This is a genomic window from Paracoccus onchidii (assembly GCF_028294535.1).
Lineage (GTDB): Bacteria > Pseudomonadota > Alphaproteobacteria > Rhodobacterales > Rhodobacteraceae > Paracoccus > Paracoccus onchidii.
Genome location: NZ_JAQBIE010000002.1, coordinates 99,972 through 119,285, shown reverse-complemented (window position 1 = coordinate 119,285; position 19,314 = coordinate 99,972). Strand labels below are relative to the sequence as shown.

Genomic DNA, 19,314 nt, shown 5'->3' with positions numbered 1-19,314 from the left:
GACTATTGCGAATGAGTTGCATTTACATGCGCCAGAGTTGTCTTGCTGGGAAGGAATACTGGATGCGTTCGGTGAATACGGCGGCGATTGCGCTGATACTGGCCACGAGCGGCACGGCCGCCTGGTCCGAAGACAAGATGAAGGTCGTGACCACTTTCACGGTATTGGCGGATATGGCGCAGAACGTGGCAGGGGATGCGGCAGATGTCGTGTCGATCACCAAGCCCGGTGCCGAGATCCATGGATACGAGCCCACTCCGCGCGACATTGTTCGCGCCCAAGGCGCGGATCTGATCCTGTGGAACGGGCTCAATCTTGAACTGTGGTTCGAACAGTTCCTGGGCAATATGCGCGACGTCCCGTCGGTGACGCTGACCGAGGGAATCAAGCCGATCTCGATTGCAACCGGTGCCTATGAGGGTAAGCCCAATCCCCATGCATGGATGGGATTGGAAAATGCGCAGGTCTATATCGACAATATTGTTAAGGCTCTGTCCGCGCAGGATCCCGAAAACGCGCAAATCTATCAGCGGAATGCCGAAAGCTACAAAGACGAACTGCGCGCCACTTTGCAGCCTTTGCGCGAACAGATTGCCAAAGTCCCGCAAAATCAGCGCTGGCTGGTGACCTGTGAAGGGGCATTCAGCTATCTCGCCCGGGATTTCGACATGCAAGAATTGTATCTGTGGCCAATGAACGCCGATCAGATGGGCACGCCACAACAGGTGCGCGCGGTGATCGATGGCGTGCGCATGCATGACATTCCTGTTGTGTTCTGCGAAAGCACTGTGAACAGTGCCCCCGCGCAGCAAATCGCCCGTGAAACCGGCGCTGCGTTTGGCGGTGATCTTTATGTGGACAGCCTGTCTGAACCGAATGGACCCGTGCCGACTTATCTGGATCTGTTGAAAGTCACGTCGACAACGATAGCGGATGGGCTTTCTCAGGGGCTGAAACAATAGGCCTCGAACTGATCGGCATAGGCAAAGGCTGACCGGGGCAAGGACACGAGATGATGGACGGAAATTCGAAACGGCCCATGGATGCGGCGCATGATGGGATCTGTGCAAAGGATGTGACCGTGACCTATCGGAATGGTCACACCGCGTTGCGTCATGCCAGTTTCTCGATCCCACGAGGCACCGTCACAGCGCTGGTCGGGGTGAACGGCGCCGGGAAATCTACGCTTTTCAAGGCGATGATGGGGTTTGTCAGGGTGGCCGGCGGTGAAATCAGCCTGCTTGGCCAAAGCATCTCGCAGGCGTTGCGGCAAAATCTTGTCGCATATGTGCCTCAGGCCGAAGAGGTGGATTGGTCCTTTCCCGTTCTGGTCGAAGATGTCGTCATGATGGGCCGTTATGGCCATATGGGGTTTCTGCGCCGTCCTGCCGCCAGGGATCATCAGGCGGTTGACGAGGCCCTGAGTCGGGTGAACATGCAGGACTTTCGTCATCGTCAGATCGGCGAGCTGTCGGGGGGACAGAAAAAACGGGTCTTTCTTGCGCGCGCGCTTGCGCAGGAAGGTCAGGTGATCCTGCTGGACGAGCCGTTCACGGGTGTCGATGTCAAAACGGAAGAGCAGATCATCGCCCTCTTGGGCGAGCTGCGCGCCGAAGGCCGGGTGATGCTGGTTTCGACGCATAACCTGGGCTCGGTGCCAGAGTTTTGCGATCGTGTGGTTCTGGTGAAGGGGACCGTGTTGGCATATGGCCCGACGGAAACGGTCTTTACCCGCCCCAATCTCGAATCTGCATTCGGGGGTGTCTTGCGCCATTTCACGCTTGGTGGCGAAACCCTGCATGACGATGAAGACCCCCGTCATGTCACGATCCTGTCAGATGATGAACGGCCTCTGGTCCAGTATGGAAACAAAACCCATACGCGCGAGGATGGCGAGGCATGAATATCCTGCTGGAACCGTTCTCATATGGCTACATGACGAACGCGATGTGGGTATCCGCACTGGTGGGTGCGGTTTGCGCGTTTCTGTCGGCCTATCTGATGCTGAAAGGCTGGTCGCTGATCGGTGACGCGCTGTCACATTCGGTCGTGCCGGGGGTGGCGGGGGCATATATGTTGGGCCTGCCATTCGCGCTGGGGGCGTTTCTGTCGGGTGGATTGGCCGCGGCGGCGATGCTGTTCCTGTCGGATCGATCCGGGTTGAAGGTGGATGTCGTCATCGGCCTGATCTTCACGTCTTTCTTCGGACTTGGCCTGTTCATGGTGTCGATCAACCCCATGGCGATTTCGGTTCAGACGATCACCATGGGCAATATTCTGGCCATCACTCCGGAAGATACGCTGCAGCTGGCCATTATCGGGTTCGTGTCGCTGGCGGTCCTGCTGCTGAAATGGAAAGACCTGATGGTAGTGTTCTTTGACGAAAGTCACGCGCGCTCGATCGGGCTGCGTCCGGGCGTTTTGAAGGCGGTGTTCTTTGTCCTGCTGTCTGCGTGTGTCGTGGCCGCGATGCAAACGGTCGGGGCCTTTCTCGTGATTGCGATGGTGGTAACGCCTGGCGCAACGGCCTATCTGCTTTGCGACCGGTTTGCGCGCCTGATCGCGCTGTCGGTGATGATCGGGGCCACGACCAGCTTTCTGGGTGCGTATCTGAGCTATTTCCTGAACGGGGCGACTGGCGGTATCATCGTATGCCTGCAAACGCTGATATTCCTGACCGTCTTTGTGTTTGCCCCGAAACACGGACTGTTGGCCGCGCGGGCAAAAGCTGCTGCGGCGTTGCGTCTTGACGGGGGTGCGTGATGTGGGAGCAACTGGTTCTGCCCTTGCAATTCGCCTTCATGCAAAAGGCCCTGCTGATTTCCCTGCTGGTCGCGGTGCCCACTGCCCTGTTGTCGTGTTTCCTGGTTCTCAAGGGCTGGGCACTGATGGGGGATGCCATCAGCCATGCCGTTCTGCCCGGCATTGTTCTGGCCTATATTCTTGGATTTCCATTGATTGTCGGCGCATTCGGTGCCGGCATGCTGACGGCTTTGGCAACCGGCTATCTGTCCGACAACAGCCGCGTAAAACAGGACACGGTGATGGGGGTCGTGTTCTCTGGCATGTTCGGTTTGGGCATCGTTCTGTATACTTCGATCACCTCCGATATGCATCTGGATCACATCCTGTTTGGAAATATGTTGGGCGTGGGTGCGTCCGATCTGTGGACTGCCGGGTTGATCGGCGCCGTCGTCGCCGGGGCTTTGCTGCTAAAATGGAAGGATCTGATGCTGCACGCATTTGACCCGGCCCAGGCACGGGCTTCAGGGCTGCGCGTCAATCTGTTGCATTACGGGTTGCTGACACTTTTGTCTCTGACCATCGTGGCGACCTTGTCTGCGACCGGGCTGATCCTTGCGGTGGGGTTGCTGATCGCCCCGGGGGCCATCGCATTTCTGTTGGTGCGAAGCTTTGGCGCAATGCTGGTCCTGTCGGTCCTGGTTTGCCTGTTTTCGATGCTGGCAGGGGTCTATCTGAGCTTTTTCCTCGATAGCGCGCCGGCCCCGACAATCATCCTGATCCTGACGGCGATTTTCGTCGCGGCATTCTTGCGCAAGATCATTCTGCATCGCCGCCCGCATGCGATTTGAGGGGCCGCCCCGGCATTTCTGCTGTAACTCGGATTTTTCGCGGAACATAATGGGGGGCGCCCGTGTTGTATGTGGCGGTCTGACCCGGAATAGCGAAACAGGAACGTGGCTATGAACTTTCGGAAACTCTTGTCGCTATGTGCGGCCGGCTTGGCGCTTGGAACCGGCATGGCATCTGCGCAGGTCGTCGTTTCATCCAAGATCGATACCGAAGGCGGCATTTTGGGGACCATGATCGTCGAGGCGCTGAACGCCGGCGGCATCGAAACCGAAAATCGCTTGCAGCTGGGCGGCACGCCAATCCTGCGCGAAGCGATCACCGCCGGCGAAATCGACATCTATCCCGAATATACCGGCAACGCGGCTTTCTTCTTCAACGAAGCCGACAGCCCGGTCTGGAAAGACCCGGATGCCAGCTATCCGCGCGCGGCCGAGTTGGATCTTGAGGCGAATGACATCGTCTGGCTTCCGCCGGCGGTTGCGAACAACACATGGGCCATCGCAGTGCAAGGGAGTGTTGCCAGCGACAACAACCTGTCCACCATGAGCGATCTTGGCGCCTATATCGAGGAAGGCGGTGACATCAAGCTTGCCGCATCAGCCGAGTTTGTGAATTCGGCGGCTGCCCTGCCTTCGTTTCAAGACACCTATGGCTTCGAGATGTCTTCGGATCAATTGGTCATTCTGTCCGGCGGGGATACTGCCGCGACCATTGCGGCAGCGGCGCGGGGCACAAGTGGTGTGAATGCCGCGATGGTTTATGGCACCGATGGCGGTATCGGGCCTTCCGGGCTGGTCGTGATGCAGGATGACAAGAATGTGCAGCCTCTTTATCAACCCGCGCCACTGGTGCGCGGCGAAGTGCTTCAGGCACATCCTGAAATCGCCGAGCTGCTGGCGCCCGTCTTTGCCAAGCTTGACCTTGAAACGTTGCAGGATCTGAATGCCCGGGTGCAGATCAACGGTGAACCGGTCGATACGGTGGTCAGGGATTTCATGACCAGCGAAGGCTTGTTGGACTGATCCGGCGGCCAAGTCGTGTCGGCCCGGCCCAGTCTGTTTTCCAGGCTCCCGGATAAGCTGGGCGTCTTGATCGCCGCGCTCGTTGCCGTGGGGACGATGCTTCCGCTGGCGCTGCTGCGCGCGAACCGGATCGTTCCGGGCGAAGCCTTGCCGATCTGGCAGGCGTTGCCGGCTTTTCAGGCGGGAATCCTGATCGTCGCCCTGCTGATCTGCGTCATCGCATCAATCTGGCTGCGTGTGCCCGGTTTGCGATTGGGGGGCGCGATCGGGGGCGTTGCGATATTGTTGGTGCTGATGGGCCAGGCGGGCGGCTATCTGACGCCTGCGGGCAATGATCTGGCCCGGGTATCCCCTGCTGCCGGTTTCTGGCTTTTGCTGTTTGCCCTTTCGCTGACCGTGACCGATGCGCTGGCAAAGATGAAGCTGAGGCCGATCTGGCGCATTTTGGGTGTGCTGTTGGCGGGCGTGGGGTTGTTGCTTTTGCTGGGGTCGGGGCAGTGGGACGATCTGTCCGTGCTGCGCGAATATCAGGTGCGCAGCGCCGCGTTCTGGCGCGAGGCCGAACGCCACCTGTTGCTGGCATTTGGTTCGCTGAGTGCGGCTGTTCTGATAGGGGTTCCCCTCGGCGTGGCGTGCTTTCGCGTGCCGCGGTTGAAATCTGCGGTGTTGAACCTATTGAATATCGTCCAGACGGTTCCGTCGATCGCCGTATTCGGCCTGTTGATCGCGCCGCTGGCCTGGATCGCAGCCACAATTCCGGGGGCGGCCAGGATCGGTGTTTCGGGCATCGGCGCTGCGCCGGCCATGGTTGCGCTGTTTGCCTATTCGTTGCTTCCTGTGGTTTCCAATACGGTCATCGGGTTGGAAAACGTGCCCGGCAGAATACGCGATGCGGCATTCGGCATGGGGATGACCCGTCGACAGGCATTCATGGCGGTCGAAGTGCCGCTGGCATTTCCCGTGATCCTGACAGGTATTCGCATCGTCCTTGTTCAGAACATAGGGCTTGCAACCATTGCCGGTTTGATTGGCGGCGGCGGCTTTGGTGTGTTCGTGTTTCAGGGTATGGGACAGACGGCAACCGACCTTATTTTGCTGGGCGCCTTGCCGACCGTGATCTTGGCGACCGCATCGGCGGTGCTTTTGGATGCCGTCGTCGAAATCAGTGAAAGCTCTGCAACCAGGACCATGCGCGCATGATCGAACTTCAATCCCTGACCAAGATCTATGACGGCGTGACCGTGGTCGACGATGTTTCATTGACCATCAACTCGGGTGAGATCGCGACCATCGTCGGGACCTCGGGGTCGGGCAAGACGACATTGTTGCGGATGATCAATCGGTTGGTTCAACCCAGCAGTGGACGGATCCTGATCGATGGCGAGGAAACGTCCAGCATCCCGGCGTATGAATTGCGGCGCAGGATTGGCTATGCGATCCAGGGGCACGGGCTGTTCCCGCATCGTAGTGTCGGGCGCAATATTGGCACGGTTCCCCGGCTTTTGGGCTGGAAGCAGGCGCGCATTGCGGCGCGGGTGGATGAGCTGCTTGACCTGTTCGGGCTGGAGCCGGGCGAGTTTCGCGACCGTATGCCGCATGAGCTGTCGGGTGGGCAGCAACAGCGCGTGGGTGTTGCCCGTGCGTTGGCCGCGGGGCCAAACATCCTGCTGATGGATGAGCCGTTTGGCGCGTTGGATCCGATCATCAGGGCCAAGGCGCAGGATGATCTGTTGGCAATCCAGCGACGCATCGGGACGACCATCGTGCTGGTGACCCATGACATGAACGAAGCCATATCCCTGGGTCACAATATCGCGGTGATGGATCAGGGCAGACTGCTGCAATTCGCGCCCCCGGCAGACATCATCGCGCGTCCGGGCACCCCCTTTGTCGAAGCGTTGATCGGGTCCGAAGATCGTCCATTTCGAATGCTGGCATTGCAACGGGTGCGCGACCTGATCGAAAAGGGGCCGGCCTCTGGTCCTGCCATCGATGCTTGGGCGAACGCGCGCGCCGCTTATGCCGAGTTGTTGTGGTCGGGACGCGAAGCTGCGCCGGTGCAAGAGGGCGGCGCCCCGGTGGGGCGCATCACCCGCGCCGCGCTGCAATCACAAGCGGAAAAACCGGTATGAGCATGGCCATTCTGATACGGCTGGCAATGCTTGCGCTCTTGGCCGTATTTCTTGTCCAGCCAGAGGTTTTTGCCCCGTTCTTTGCGTTGTTCACGACGCGCGGTGCGCCGCCGATCTATGTGCAAAGCGATCTGTTGTCGCTGGCGTTGAATCATATGGCCATCGTGGTGACGGCGGTGTTAGGCGCGACCGTGATCGCGGTTGGGCTGGCGGTTCTGGTGACGCGCCCAAACTGGTCCGAGTTCCTTCCGTTGTCCCGTGCCTTGGCCAATATCGGGCAAACCTTTCCACCGATTGCCGTTCTGGCCCTAGCCGTTCCCGCGATGGGGTTCGGCAATGGCCCGACCCTTGTGGCGTTGTTCCTTTATGGCTTGTTGCCGATATTTGAGAATACCATGACCGGGTTATCCAACCTGCCGCCGACCGTTCAAGAGGCCGCGCGCGGGATGGGCATGTCTGACCGGCAACGCCTGTGGCAGGTAGAGCTGCCATTGGCGATGCCGGTCATTCTTGGCGGTGTCAGGTTGTCGACCGTGATCGCGATTTCAACGGCGACCATCGGATCGACTGTGGCGGCCCGGACGCTTGGCGAGGTGATCATCGCGGGACTGCTGTCAAACAATATCGCGTTCATCCTGCAAGGGGGGCTTGTGGTCGGGGCCATCGCTGTCTTGGTCCATGACGGGTTCGTGGCACTGGAGCGGCGCATGTCCCGGCGTGCCGGGCAGGGCTGACGCCCTAGTCTGCGGCGGTTGGCGCGATCTTGCATTGCAGCATGCCCTGCGCCTCGTGGGCCAATTGCGTAACCGCCGTTGACACAGCGCGATCAAGGATGATCCCGGGATCATCGGCAAGATATTGGGACATGTTCTGAAATTCCGCGAGTCGGGCCTCCAGTCCGGCGGCCCGGTCTTGCAGTTTCGCAACGGCTGCATCGGCCGTGTCACTGCCAGTTTCCCGCAGATCTGCCAGATCCGTGCGCAGTCCAACGATTTCAGCGCGCAAGGTATCAATGCGATCGAGCGCGGGCTGCGCCGATACCAGATTGCTTGCCATGTTCTGGGTGACGCCGTTGACCTCGGCCATCAGCTTCCATCCAAACCACAGGCATATCGCCAGCAGGATGAGCGTTGCGTTGATCAACGCGAGCGCGAGGTTTCTGATTGCCTTGCCCAATCGCACTAGAAACATGGTGCTCACCTTTTCTCAGTCTTGTGAAATCATGCATGTGCAAAAGGCGCGGCTCAAGCCGGAACAGAGCGAAAGGGTAAATTTGAAAGACGTCTGTCATAAAATGATTGACGTCAATCATTTTCAGCGCGATGTTGGGCTAAGGGAGGAGATTCGGGTATGCGCAATCCGACGCTGCATGATGTGGCGCGGGCCGCAGGTGTCAGCTATTCAACCGCCGACCGCGTGCTGAATCAGCGTGGAGGGGTGGCAGAAAAGTCGATCCTGCGCGTCCAGCACGCCATCCAAGAGCTTGGCTATCGCCGTGATATTCACGCGGCAAATCTGTCGCGACGCCGCAGCTATCGTTTCAGGTTCTATCTGCCACAGGGAGATCATGGTTTCTTCTCGGTCTTGCGTGATGCCGCGCAGGATCAGGGGCGGGCACGTGCGCTGGATCGTATCAATGTCGATGTGCATGATGTGCCCGCGCTGGATGCCGATGCGCTGGCCATAGAGTTGGCGTCAATTGCCGAGGGCGATTGCGATTGCGTGGCAATAGTCGGGGCGGATTCCGACCGGCTGGGTGCGGCGGTGGCGCGATTGGCAGGGCTGGGTATCGCGGTGGTCACACTGGTTTCCGACGTCGAAAGCCATGCGCGTGCCGCCTATATCGGCATCAACAATATCGCTGCGGGTCGAACCGCGGGACGGTTGATCGGCTTGGCCCATACCGCAAGATACGGTCGTATCCTGCCGATACTTGGCAAGCTGGGCGTTCGCGATCACCGCGAACGTCTGCGCGGCGTCAGCGATGTTCTTGCCGGGGTTGGCGGAATATCGTTATTGCCCGCGCTTGAGGTCATGGACCGACCTGACAGGATGCTGGAACATGTCGGCAAGGTTCTGACAATGGATCCGGACATAACGGGAATTTATTCGATCGGCGCCGGCAACAGGGCGCTGATCAGGATCCTTGGTGAGATGGGCGGCGCGCGTCCTTTTGTGGTGCTGCACGAATTGTCGCCACATTCCCGCGTGGCTCTGGAAGGTGGTCTTGTCGATGCGGTGATCGATCAGAAACCTGCCGAGGAAATCGCTCAGGCGCTGGATGCCATGAAGGCAATCGTTGATGGCGAGGTGCCCATACAGGCCGAGATTACACCGACAATCTATCTGAAAGATAACCTGCCCGGTCCGACCGGCGACGGAGAACACGCATGAGTGGATATTTCGATTCAATTCCCCCCCTGAGCTTCGATCCGGCCAGTGACGGATTGGCATTTCGCCATTACAATCCGGATGAATTGGTCATGGGCAAACGCATGTCCGATCATCTGCGCTTTGCGGTTGCCTATTGGCACAGCTTTGGCTGGGAAGGTGGTGATCCGTTTGGCGGGCGCACATTCGAGCGTCCGTGGTTTCCTGCAGACACAATGGAACTGGCCGAGCAACGTGCCGATGCCGCGTTCGAGTTCTTTCGCATTCTGGGTGTGCCGTTCTTCTGCTTTCACGACCATGATGTCCGCCCCGAAGGCGACAACCTTGCCGAAAGCCGGGATCGCCTGAACAGGATAGCCGATATCTTTTCAGAAAAGATGGCGGATGGTGGGCCACGGCTGCTATGGGGCACGGCCAATTTGTTCACCAATCGCCGCTATATGTCAGGCGCCGCCACGAATCCTGACCCGGATGTTTTCGCCTATGCGGCAGCGACTGTGCGCGATTGTCTGGAAGTGACGCACCGTTTGGGCGGAGAGAATTATGTGCTGTGGGGCGGGCGGGAAGGCTATGAAACCCTGCTGAACACCGATCCGGGGCAAGAGCTGGACCACATGGGCCGCTTTCTGTCGCTGGTTGTCGAGCACAAACACAAGATCGGGTTCAAGGGTGCCATCCTGATCGAACCCAAGCCGCAGGAACCGACCAAGCATCAATATGATTTCGACGTGGCGACGGTCTATGGCTTCCTGAAACGGTATGGCTTGGAAAATGAGGTCAAGCTGAACATCGAACAGGGCCATGCAATCCTGGCCGGGCATAGCTTTGAACATGAACTCGCGATGGCAAATGCCTTGGGGCTGTTTGGTTCGATAGATATGAACCGCAACGATTATCAATCGGGTTGGGACACGGATCAGTTTCCAAATAACGTCCCCGAGGTCGCGCTGGCTTATTACGAAATTCTTAAGGCTGGCGGCTTCACCACCGGTGGAACCAATTTCGACGCCAAGTTGCGGCGTCAGTCATTGGATCCCGTGGATCTGGTCGCGGCGCATGCAGGGGCGATGGATGTCTGCGCACGGGGCCTCAGGGCAGCGGCAAATATGTTGGACGAAAATCGCCTCGAGGACGCAAGGCGCGAAAGATATGCCGGATGGCAACGACCCGAGGCGCAAGCAATGCTGGGCCCGGATGCAAGTTTGGAAGCCATTGCCGACAAGGCATTGGCAGACGGCCTGAATCCTGATCCCGTATCCGGGCGACAGGAAATTCTGGAGAATCTGGTGAACCGCTATGTCTGATAGTGTTGCCGGATCGGGGAGGAAGAGATGAAGACGATCAAGGGACCGGCCTTGTTTCTGGCGCAATTCGCCGGGGATGAAGCGCCATTTAACAGCTGGGACAGTATCACGAAATGGGCGGCCGATTGCGGCTATAAGGGCGTTCAGGTGCCCAGTTGGGACGGGCGCCTGATCGACCTTTCCCGCGCCGCGCAAAGCCGCGACTATTGCGACGAATTCAAGGGTATTGCGGCCCGGAACGGCGTCGAGGTGACCGAGCTGTCGACCCATTTGCAGGGGCAGCTGGTCGCGGTGCATCCCGCCTATGACGAAGCCTTTGATGGTTTCGCTGCCCCCGAGGTGCGTGGAAACCCCAAGGCACGACAGGAATGGGCCGTCGACCAGGTTAGAAAGGCGCTTGATGCGTCTCGCAATATGGGGTTGGGCGCGATGGCCAGCTTTTCGGGCGCGTTGGCCTGGCCTTTTGTCTATCCGTGGCCCCAACGTCCTGCCGGTCTGGTCGAGGCCGCCTTTGATGAACTGGCGGCTCGGTGGCGTCCGCTGCTGGATCATGCCGAAGAATGCGGCGTTGATATCTGTTATGAAATCCATCCCGGCGAAGACCTGCATGATGGCGACAGCTATGAAATGTTCCTGGACCGGACCGGCGATCATGCGCGTGCCTGCATGTTGTATGATCCGTCGCATTATGTTCTTCAATGTCTTGATTACATTGAGAACATTGACATCTACAAAGACCGGATCCGCATGTTCCATGTCAAGGATGCCGAGTTCAACCCGAATGGGCGCAAAGGTGTCTACGGCGGGTTTCAATCCTGGGTCGACAGGGCGGGGCGCTTTCGGTCGCTTGGGGATGGTCAGGTCGATTTCGGGGCCGTGTTTTCCCGTTTGACGGCGAATGACTTTGATGGCTGGGCTGTGGTCGAATGGGAATGCTGCCTGAAGCATCCCGAAGATGGTGCCCGCGAAGGCGCGAGCTTCGTTCGCGATCATATCATTCGGGTCACCGAAAAGGCATTTGACGATTTCGCGGGCGGGGGCACCGATGATGCCGCCAATCGCAGGATGCTGGGGATCTGAGCATGGCGCGTATCAAACTGGGAATGGTTGGCGGCGGAAAAGACGCCTTTATTGGCGGGGTGCATCGCATCGCGGCGCGGATCGACGGCGAATTTGATCTGGTGGCCGGTGCGCTGTCTTCGACGGCCGAGAAATCCCGCGAAAGCGGTATTGCGCTGGGGTTGGAGGAAGACCGGTGCTATGGTAGCTTTGAAGACATGGCCGAGGCCGAGGCCGGGCGTGCGGACGGAATCGAGGCGGTCTCGATCGTCACGCCAAACCACGTGCATGCGGCCGCCGCCAGGGCGTTTCTGGCACGCGGTATTCACGTCATCTGCGACAAGCCGTTGACGGCGACGATGCAACAGGCCGATGAACTGGCCAAGGCTGTTTCCGAATCCAAGGCGTTGTTTGTTCTGACCCACAATTATACGGGTTATCCCATGATCCGTCAGGCGCAGGCGATGGTCGCGGCTGGCGCATTGGGGGATCTGCGTGTCGTGCAGGTCGAATACCCGCAGGATTGGTTGACCGAGGCGGCCGAACAAACCGGCACGAATAAACAGGCCGAATGGCGAACCGACCCGGAACGTTCGGGTGCGGGCGGTTCGGTCGGGGATATTGGCAGCCACGCGCATAATCTCGCATGTTTTGTGACCGGACGGAATGTCGAGAAACTGGCAGCGGATCTGCAAAGCTTCGTGCCGGGGCGCCGGGTGGATGACAACGCGAATGTCATGCTGCGTTTCGACGGCGGCATGCGTGGTATGCTGTGGTGCAGTCAGGTTGCGCCCGGCAATGAGAATGGCCTGAAGCTGCGTGTTTATGGTGAAAAGGGCGGTCTGGAATGGGCGCAAGAGGATCCGAACTATCTTTGGTTCACGCCATTCGGTGAACCAAAGCGTTTGCTGACCCGCGCAGGCGCCGGTGCCACAGAAGAGGCCAATGCCGTCTCGCGTGTTCCCGGTGGCCATCCCGAGGGTTATCTTGAAGGCTTCGCCAATATCTATGCGGGCGCCGCACAGGCAATCCGTGCGGCTCAACAGGGGCGGCGTGATCCGGTTCTGGACCTGTTGCCGGGCATCGATGCAGGGCTGGCCGGGATGCGTTTTATTGACGCCTGCATCCGCTCGTCCGCCGAGGATGCCGCATGGGTGACGTTGTGAACCAGCCGGTTCTGGAACTGCGTCGGGTCAGCCGCAGTTTCGGCCCGATCGAGGTGTTGCATGATGTCGATATCGTGCTGCGTCCCGGCCGGGTTCATGCATTGATCGGTGAAAACGGTGCCGGCAAGTCGACCACCATGAAGATCATGGCGGGTTATCAGCCGCCCAGTCAGGGTGAGGTCGAGTTTGACGGCCAGCCGGTTCGCTTTCAAACCATCGCCGAGGCAGAAGGTCTTGGGATCTCGATGATCCACCAAGAATTCAATCTGGCCGAGCAATTGACGGTCGAGCAGAATATCTTTCTTGGCCGCGAGATCAGGCGCGGCTTGCTGCTGGACAAGCCGGCGATGCGGCGCAGGACGCGCGAATTGTTGGCGCGGCTGGATTGTTCTGTCTCGCCCGATCGCCGCGTGTCGGATTTATCCAATTCCGACAAGCAAATGGTCGAGATCGCCAAGGCGCTGTTGCGCGATACCCGCGTTTTGATCATGGATGAACCCACCGCTGTTCTGACACGGTCGGAAACGGCGGTTCTGCTGCGTCAGGTGCGCGCGCTGAAAGAGGCGGGCACCGCTGTTCTGTTCACTTCGCACAAGCTGGACGAGGTCTCGGAAATTGCCGATGATCTGACAATCATGCGCGATGGTCGCGTGGTGTGGTCAGGCCCTGCCGCTGAAATGGACGAACATGACATGGCGACGGCGATGGTCGGGCGTGAGATGTCCGACCTGTTCGCGCCCAAGCTGGGACAGCCGGGCGATCTGGCGCTGGAGGTCCGAAATCTGAACGTAGCGGGTCATGCGACGGATATATCGCTGTCGCTGCGTCAGGGCGAGATCCTGGGGGTTGCGGGGCTGATCGGGTCAGGGCGAACCGAAACCTTCGAGGCGATTTGCGGCTTGCGCCCGGGGCAGGGTGATATTCGGGTATTCGGCAAGCCGGTGCAGATTGATCAGCCCTGGCAGGCCCAGGCACTGGGGATGTGCTATCTGACCGAAGATCGCAAGACGCGCGGATTGCTGCTGGACAAGGGAATGCACGAGAACCTGACACTTCAGGCGCTGGAACGGTTTGTCGATCGTGGACGGATCGATCGGGCTGCCGAAGACGACGCCCTGACCCGCGCGATCGCCGATTTCGACATTCGCGGGCATCGCGACTCGCTTATCCGGAATCTATCGGGCGGAAATCAGCAAAAGCTGCTGTTTGCCAAGGTTTTGCTGGCCGAACCGCGGATCGTGATCATTGATGAGCCGACGCGCGGGATCGATATCGGAACCAAGCAACAAATGTATGAATTCATTCGTAATCTAGCCAGTCAGGGACAGGCGATCGTGGTCATCTCATCCGAGATGCAAGAGGTGATTGGCCTTGCCGACCGCGTCCTCGTCATGCGGCAAGGCCGGATTATGGGGGAATTGCAGGACGAAGAGGCCAGCGAAGACGCAATTGTCCGTCTGGCGATGGGGGTTGTCCAGACAACTCCTGCAGAGGAGAAGACCGTATGAATGCCATCATCCGCACAGATCGACGCCTGTCCATGACGGTGGTCGGCCCGGTTCTGGGATTGATCGCGCTTCTCGTGGCGGGTGCCTTGTTGAACCCGAACTTTCTGGGTTGGGACAACCTGACAAATGTCTTGGCGCGCTCGGCTTTTATCGGGATCATTGCCGTCGGTATGACTTTTGTGATCACGGCCGGCGGGCTGGATCTTTCGGTCGGATCAATGGCGGCATTTATCGCCGGCCTGATGATCCTGATGATGAACAAGGCGCTGCCCGGGCTTGGCGTCGGGATTCCGGTGGTCCTGCTGGGCATGGCGACCGCATTGATCGCGGGTCTGGGTGCGGGCCTGTTGAATGGATTGTTGATCACCCGGCTTGGGATCGAACCTTTCATCGTGACATTGGGGTCGATGGGCATTTATCGCAGTCTGGTGACATGGCTGGCCGATGGTGGCACGCTGTCGCTGGATTTCACGCTGCGCAGCTTTTACCAACCGGTTTATTACGGCGGGGTGTTCGGCATCAGCTGGCCCATTATCGTATTCGCGCTGGTTGTTATCATTGGGGAAATCGTGATGCGTTCAACCGCATTCGGTCGCCACTGCGCCGCGATAGGATCCAATGACCAGGTGGCGCGCTATTCCAGTGTTCGCGTCGGACATGTGCGGCTGATGACCTATGCGGCGTTGGGCATGTTGGTGGGCGTCGCGACCATCATGTATGTGCCGCGCCTCGGCTCGGCGTCTTCGGCGACCGGCGTGTTATGGGAGTTGGAGGCAATTGCCGCAGTGATCATCGGAGGAACTGTCCTCAAGGGCGGGTTCGGCCGCGTCTGGGGGACCGTGATAGGTGTTCTGATCCTGTCGCTGATCGGCAATATCCTGAATTTGACGGATTTCGTATCGCCCTATCTGAACGGTGCCATTCAGGGGGCCATCATCGTTCTCGCTGTTGTCTTGCAGCGTGAAAGCAAGGCTGACGGCTAGGGTCGCGGCCGATATAAATGGGAGGTTAACATGAAACATTTCGTATCCGGACTTGCGGTTGCGGTCGCCCTGTCGGCCCCGGCCTTTGCGCAGGATGACACCAAGGTGATCGGGGTCTCGATTCCCGCTGCGACCCATGGCTGGGCCGGAGGGATGAACTATTTCGCGCAAGAAGCGGTCGACCGCCTGGACGCGGCCTATCCTCAGCTTGATTTCGTGCTTGCCACGGCGTCGGATCCGTCAAAGCAGGTGAACGATATCGAGGATATGGTCGCGACCCGCAATATCGACGCACTTGTCGTTCTTCCTTTTGAATCAGAGCCGCTGACCGGCCCGGTTCAGAACGTCAAGCAATCAGGTGCATGGGTTACCGTTGTCGATCGCGGCCTGTCGGTCGAAGGGATCGAGGATCTGTATGTTGCGGGCGACAATCCCGGTTTCGGGCGCGTGTCGGGTGAATACATGGCCCAGGCGCTGCCGGATGGAGGCAAGATCGTGGTGCTGCGCGGTATTCCCACAACGATCGACAATGAGCGGGTCGAAGGGTTCCAGCAGGCGATCGAAGGATCCGGAATCGAAATCCTGGGTATGGAGCATGGCAACTGGAACCGCGATGACGCCTTTACGGTGATGCAGGATTTCCTGTCTAAGTATCCGGAAATTGATGCGGTTTGGGCGTCAGATGACGATATGGCGGTTGGGGTGCTGGGCGCCATCGATGCTGCCGGGCGCGAAGATATCAACTTTGTTCTGGGCGGTGCCGGGATGAAAGAGATGATCAAACGCGTCAAGGATAACGATGCGATGATCCCTGCTGACGTGACTTATCCGCCATCAATGATCGCGACCGCGATCGAGGTTACGGCCGTCGGTCTGGTGTCGAATGCACCGGTTTCAGGTGATTTCATCATCGGCTCGGTTCTTGTGACGCCCGAGAATGCGGATGATTTCTACTTTCCCGACAGCCCGTTCTGATCGGAAATGAACGCGCCCCCGTTTCGGATGTGAAGCGGGGGCGAAGATGGGCGGCGCGGTCCTGTCAGGAAAATAGATCGGGCATCGCATTGCGGGCAATCATGGCGCCCTGATGGCAGACCACGACCGAGGCCAGCGCGGCCGCCTTGTCGATCGCGTCCTCTGGTGCCAGGCCTTTGCTGCGTGCGGCGATATATGCGGCGTTGAAGCTGTCACCTGCGCCGGTCGTGTCCACGGCTTTGACGGCGGGGGGCAAGGTATGGCGTTGATAGCTGTCGCTTGCGGCGGCGCGGCGCAACACTGCATCGCCCCCGGTCGTCATCACGATTTCGGCCTCGGTGCGTGACATCAGGTCCTGCATTGCCTGATCGAGAGCGGTTGCACCGAAACACGCTGTCAGATCGTCGTAGGATGGCAGAAGCAGTGTCGAAATCTGGGCAGCCTGAAGAATGAAATCCGCGGCGGTGTTGGCGTCTTCCCACAATACGGGGCGATAATTGGTATCAAAGATGACTTGCGCCCCGGATTCACGGCGTGTTTTCAATGCGGCAAGCAGGTTCGCGCGCCCGCTTGGTCGCAATACGGCCAATGAAATCGCGGAAAGGAACAACACATCCGCGGCCTCGATCGCAGCCAGCGATGCAGGGTCGTTGAAGTGATCCCGATAGGGTGCCTGACTGCGCCAATAGGTAAAGCTGCGCTCGCCCTGTTCATCGGTGGTGATGAAATACAGGCCGGGGCGGGCATTCTGGCGCATTGCCAGCGCGGTGACGTCAATGCCCTCGGCCTCGATCATGCCACGCAGCCAGATGCTCTGAGGATCATCGCCAAGGCAGGACTGATAGCCGACTTCGCCCGCACCCAACAGGCGTGACAGGTAGATGGCCGTGTTCAGGCTGTCACCACCGGCGCGGCGGTCGAAGGTGGATTCCGCATCGGGGCGTGCGTTGAATTCGACCAAAGGCTCGCCGATTGAAAGATAACGCATGTTCAATCCTTGTAAGGTGTGGGCAGGGGCTTTTGGGCGACATGGGCCGCGATATTGTCCAGAACCAGCTGTGCCATGGCACGCCGGGCCTGAACCGTGGCCGAGGCGATATGCGGTGTCAGCACACAATTCGGCGCATTCAGCAAGGATTGCGGGACATTCGGTTCGTCGTCGAACACGTCAAGCCCGGCGGCGGCGATCATGCCCGTGCTCAGCGCGTCGGCCAGTGCCTGCGTTTCGACAACCGGGCCGCGTGCAACATTGATGACAATGCCGTCGGGCCCAAGCGCACGCAAGACCTCGGCATTGACCAGCCCCTTGTTGTCCGATCCACCGGCAGCGGTCACGAAAAGCAATTCGCATTCTGCCGCAAGCGTGACGGGATCGGCGGCAAAGCTGTCAAGGCTGTCATGTTTTCTGCTGCGTGCGGTATAGGTGACTTGCATCCCAAGGCCCCGCAAAAGGTCGGCCAGACTACGCCCGATACGGCCATACCCCAATATCCCGGCGCGTCTTGTCAGCACCGAATTGCCCAGGCCCAGCTTCCCCTTTGTGGCCCAGTTGCCTTCGCGGACAAAGCGGTCGCCTTCGGACATTCGCCGTCCGGCGTCCAGCGCCAGAGCCAGGGCCATTTCCGCGACGGCCAGTGACAGCACATCGGGCGTGGTGGTGACGGCGATGCCGCGTCTTGCGGCTTCGGGCAGGTCGACGGCATCGACGCCCACCCCGTTCACCGCAATCAACTTCAGCGCCGGCAACCTGGCCATTGCCGCGCCCGACAAACCGACATTTCCGGCCGTTACCACGATCTCGGCATGGGATGCGGCATCGATATCGGTAAGCACCTCATAGTTGTCCATCAACTGCGTTTGCATATCGGATGGCTCTAGCGAAGCCAGTTGAAGAACGGTTTTACGGCTCATGTTGGAAAGGACCTCGGGTGATGATTTGGAACGTTCTAAATAGCTGCGGCATTCAAGTCAACAACCGGTGCTGGACCGGATCACGATGCGTGGCGTGATGATGGTGCGGGATATTTCCGCATCAGGTTGCGCCAGTCTTCGCGCAAGTTGACGGGCCGCTGCCATGCCGATTTGATCGGGCATCATGGCGATGCTGCTGAGCGCGGGATGCGTCAGTTGCGCCAAGGGCAAATCATCCAGCCCCATGACCGCAAGATCGACGCCGGGTTCGACACCGTTCTGGCGCAAGCCGGACATCAGTCCTGCGGCCAGAATGTCGTTGAAACACAGAATTGCGGTCGGTGCCGCCGGCAGCGCCAGAACGTCCCGCGCGGTTTGCATGGCACCACACCAGGTCAGTTCGGTTTCGACCGTGCCTGCGTTTTCGGCGTGGGTTTCGATCAGCGCGGCGTTGAAGCCGGCCAATCGTTCACTGCGTGCGGATGTTGCGGTTTTGTCAGACAGAAAGGCAATGCGCCGATGACCTTGATCGACCAGGTGCCGGACCGCAAGTCTGGTGCCTTCGATATAGTCGGCACCGGCATAATCGCTGCTGCCAGCAGAGATTTCGCGCAGTGATTGCACCAGCGGCAATTCCCATTCGCGCATGCGGCGGGGCAGGTCTTCGGCTGTGCCCGCAGCAGGGCAGAGAATGACCCCATCAACCCCATGGCCCCGGAACCGTTGCAGGATCGTGTCCTGGCGCGCGGAATCATCCTGGCTGTTGGCAAGCAAAACGACGCGATCTTCTTCGCCCATGACGGTTTCGACACCGGCTAGAAATTCGGTAAAGAAGCTGTTGACCAGATTGGGGACGATGACCCCGACAGTGCGGCTGAGATTGCTGCGCATCCGCGCGGCCCCCAGATCGCGCACATAATCCATGTCGGCCATGACGCATTCGACCTTTTCACGGGTCGCTTCCGCCACAAGCGGCGATTTCCGCACCACCAGCGAAACGGTCGCGCGCGAAACCCCCGCCGCGCGCGCAACCTGTTCCAATGTAACTCTTTTGCGTTTCATTCCTGCCGCCCTGCCAGCCCATTCCGAAAAAGCCCATCCGCCGCGCCACTTGTCAAGCGCGGGGCCGGCGGGACGGATAGGTGTGAATTGGGTGTTCGTAAACGACAGGTTTCGCGCTAAGCTGACTGCATCTTTGAATTTCTTGTTGAACTTCCATCGTGCCTTTGGGTGCGGCGGGCCGCGTGGATGCCATGACAAGGAGAAGGA

Annotated in this window: 19 protein-coding genes; 15 read left to right on the top strand and 4 right to left on the bottom strand. The window is 59.2% G+C overall.

Features of this window, described 5'->3' with window-relative positions:
• Positions 1-62 precede the first annotated feature (62 nt).
• From PAF17_RS02050 to PAF17_RS02015, 8 genes are all read left to right on the top strand, one after another.
• The gene (locus tag PAF17_RS02050; protein WP_271887420.1) at positions 63-962 is read left to right on the top strand and encodes a metal ABC transporter substrate-binding protein; all 900 of its coding nucleotides are present in this window, start codon (positions 63-65) and stop codon (positions 960-962) included.
• 53 nt (positions 963-1,015) lie between these two features.
• The gene (locus PAF17_RS02045; RefSeq protein WP_271887552.1) at positions 1,016-1,903 is read left to right on the top strand and encodes a manganese/iron ABC transporter ATP-binding protein; all 888 of its coding nucleotides are present in this window, start codon (positions 1,016-1,018) and stop codon (positions 1,901-1,903) included.
• Positions 1,900-2,763 (top strand): metal ABC transporter permease, encoded by an 864-nt coding sequence (locus PAF17_RS02040; RefSeq protein ID WP_271887419.1) that lies wholly within the window; start codon positions 1,900-1,902, stop codon positions 2,761-2,763. The genes PAF17_RS02045 and PAF17_RS02040 overlap by 4 nt, the downstream gene beginning before the upstream one ends.
• Complete coding sequence (locus PAF17_RS02035; RefSeq protein WP_271887418.1) at positions 2,763-3,593, top strand: metal ABC transporter permease; 831 nt, start codon at positions 2,763-2,765, stop codon at positions 3,591-3,593. Before PAF17_RS02040 ends, PAF17_RS02035 begins: the two co-directional genes overlap by 1 nt.
• 111 nt (positions 3,594-3,704) lie before the next feature.
• Positions 3,705-4,616, top strand: coding sequence for a glycine betaine ABC transporter substrate-binding protein OsmF (gene osmF, locus PAF17_RS02030; protein WP_271887417.1), 912 nt, complete (start codon positions 3,705-3,707; stop codon positions 4,614-4,616).
• 66 nt (positions 4,617-4,682) lie between these two features.
• On the top strand, positions 4,683-5,816 hold the full coding sequence (locus PAF17_RS02025; protein ID WP_271887416.1) for an ABC transporter permease: 1,134 nt from the start codon (positions 4,683-4,685) through the stop codon (positions 5,814-5,816).
• A complete protein-coding gene (locus PAF17_RS02020; RefSeq protein WP_271887415.1) occupies positions 5,813-6,748 on the top strand; it encodes an ABC transporter ATP-binding protein in 936 nt (311 codons plus the stop codon). Before PAF17_RS02025 ends, PAF17_RS02020 begins: the two co-directional genes overlap by 4 nt.
• Positions 6,745-7,482: an ABC transporter permease gene (locus PAF17_RS02015; RefSeq protein WP_271887414.1), complete on the top strand. Its 738-nt coding sequence runs from the start codon at positions 6,745-6,747 to the stop codon at positions 7,480-7,482. The genes PAF17_RS02020 and PAF17_RS02015 overlap by 4 nt, the downstream gene beginning before the upstream one ends.
• Before the next feature lie 4 nt (positions 7,483-7,486).
• Here PAF17_RS02015 and PAF17_RS02010 read toward each other — a convergent pair whose 3' ends face one another.
• Positions 7,487-7,939, bottom strand: coding sequence for a hypothetical protein (locus tag PAF17_RS02010; RefSeq protein ID WP_271887413.1), 453 nt, complete (start codon positions 7,937-7,939; stop codon positions 7,487-7,489).
• 159 nt (positions 7,940-8,098) lie between these two features.
• Here PAF17_RS02010 and PAF17_RS02005 point away from each other — a divergent pair, with 159 nt between their 5' ends.
• The 7 genes from PAF17_RS02005 to PAF17_RS01975 are packed head-to-tail and all read left to right on the top strand — an operon-like array spanning position 8,099 to position 16,134.
• Positions 8,099-9,142, top strand: coding sequence for a LacI family DNA-binding transcriptional regulator (locus PAF17_RS02005; protein ID WP_271887412.1), 1,044 nt, complete (start codon positions 8,099-8,101; stop codon positions 9,140-9,142).
• Entirely contained in the window at positions 9,139-10,443 is a 1,305-nt protein-coding gene (xylA, locus tag PAF17_RS02000) for a xylose isomerase (RefSeq protein ID WP_271887411.1), read from the top strand. Before PAF17_RS02005 ends, xylA begins: the two co-directional genes overlap by 4 nt.
• 27 nt (positions 10,444-10,470) lie before the next feature.
• The gene (locus PAF17_RS01995) at positions 10,471-11,523 is read left to right on the top strand and encodes a sugar phosphate isomerase/epimerase family protein (RefSeq protein WP_271887410.1); all 1,053 of its coding nucleotides are present in this window, start codon (positions 10,471-10,473) and stop codon (positions 11,521-11,523) included.
• Positions 11,524-11,525: 2 nt separating this feature from the next.
• Positions 11,526-12,668, top strand: coding sequence for a Gfo/Idh/MocA family protein (locus PAF17_RS01990; RefSeq protein ID WP_271887409.1), 1,143 nt, complete (start codon positions 11,526-11,528; stop codon positions 12,666-12,668).
• Positions 12,653-14,176 carry a sugar ABC transporter ATP-binding protein gene (locus PAF17_RS01985; RefSeq protein ID WP_271887408.1) on the top strand — a complete coding sequence of 508 codons (1,524 nt, stop codon included), beginning with the start codon at positions 12,653-12,655 and terminating at the stop codon, positions 14,174-14,176. The genes PAF17_RS01990 and PAF17_RS01985 overlap by 16 nt, the downstream gene beginning before the upstream one ends.
• A complete protein-coding gene (locus tag PAF17_RS01980) occupies positions 14,173-15,159 on the top strand; it encodes an ABC transporter permease (RefSeq protein WP_271887407.1) in 987 nt (328 codons plus the stop codon). The genes PAF17_RS01985 and PAF17_RS01980 overlap by 4 nt, the downstream gene beginning before the upstream one ends.
• Before the next feature lie 30 nt (positions 15,160-15,189).
• Positions 15,190-16,134, top strand: coding sequence for an ABC transporter substrate-binding protein (locus tag PAF17_RS01975; protein WP_271887406.1), 945 nt, complete (start codon positions 15,190-15,192; stop codon positions 16,132-16,134).
• 64 nt (positions 16,135-16,198) lie between these two features.
• Here the strand turns inward: PAF17_RS01975 and PAF17_RS01970 are convergent, their stop codons facing one another.
• Genes PAF17_RS01970 through PAF17_RS01960 form a run of 3 tightly spaced genes read right to left on the bottom strand, consistent with a single transcriptional unit; the run spans position 16,199 to position 19,107 of the window.
• The gene (locus PAF17_RS01970; RefSeq protein WP_271887405.1) at positions 16,199-17,122 is read right to left on the bottom strand and encodes a sugar kinase; all 924 of its coding nucleotides are present in this window, start codon (positions 17,120-17,122) and stop codon (positions 16,199-16,201) included.
• Between the two features lie 2 nt (positions 17,123-17,124).
• Positions 17,125-18,045 carry a 2-hydroxyacid dehydrogenase gene (locus PAF17_RS01965; protein ID WP_271887404.1) on the bottom strand — a complete coding sequence of 307 codons (921 nt, stop codon included), beginning with the start codon at positions 18,043-18,045 and terminating at the stop codon, positions 17,125-17,127.
• 57 nt (positions 18,046-18,102) lie between these two features.
• A complete protein-coding gene (locus tag PAF17_RS01960; protein ID WP_271887403.1) occupies positions 18,103-19,107 on the bottom strand; it encodes a LacI family DNA-binding transcriptional regulator in 1,005 nt (334 codons plus the stop codon).
• Between the last annotated feature and the right edge of the window lie 207 nt (positions 19,108-19,314).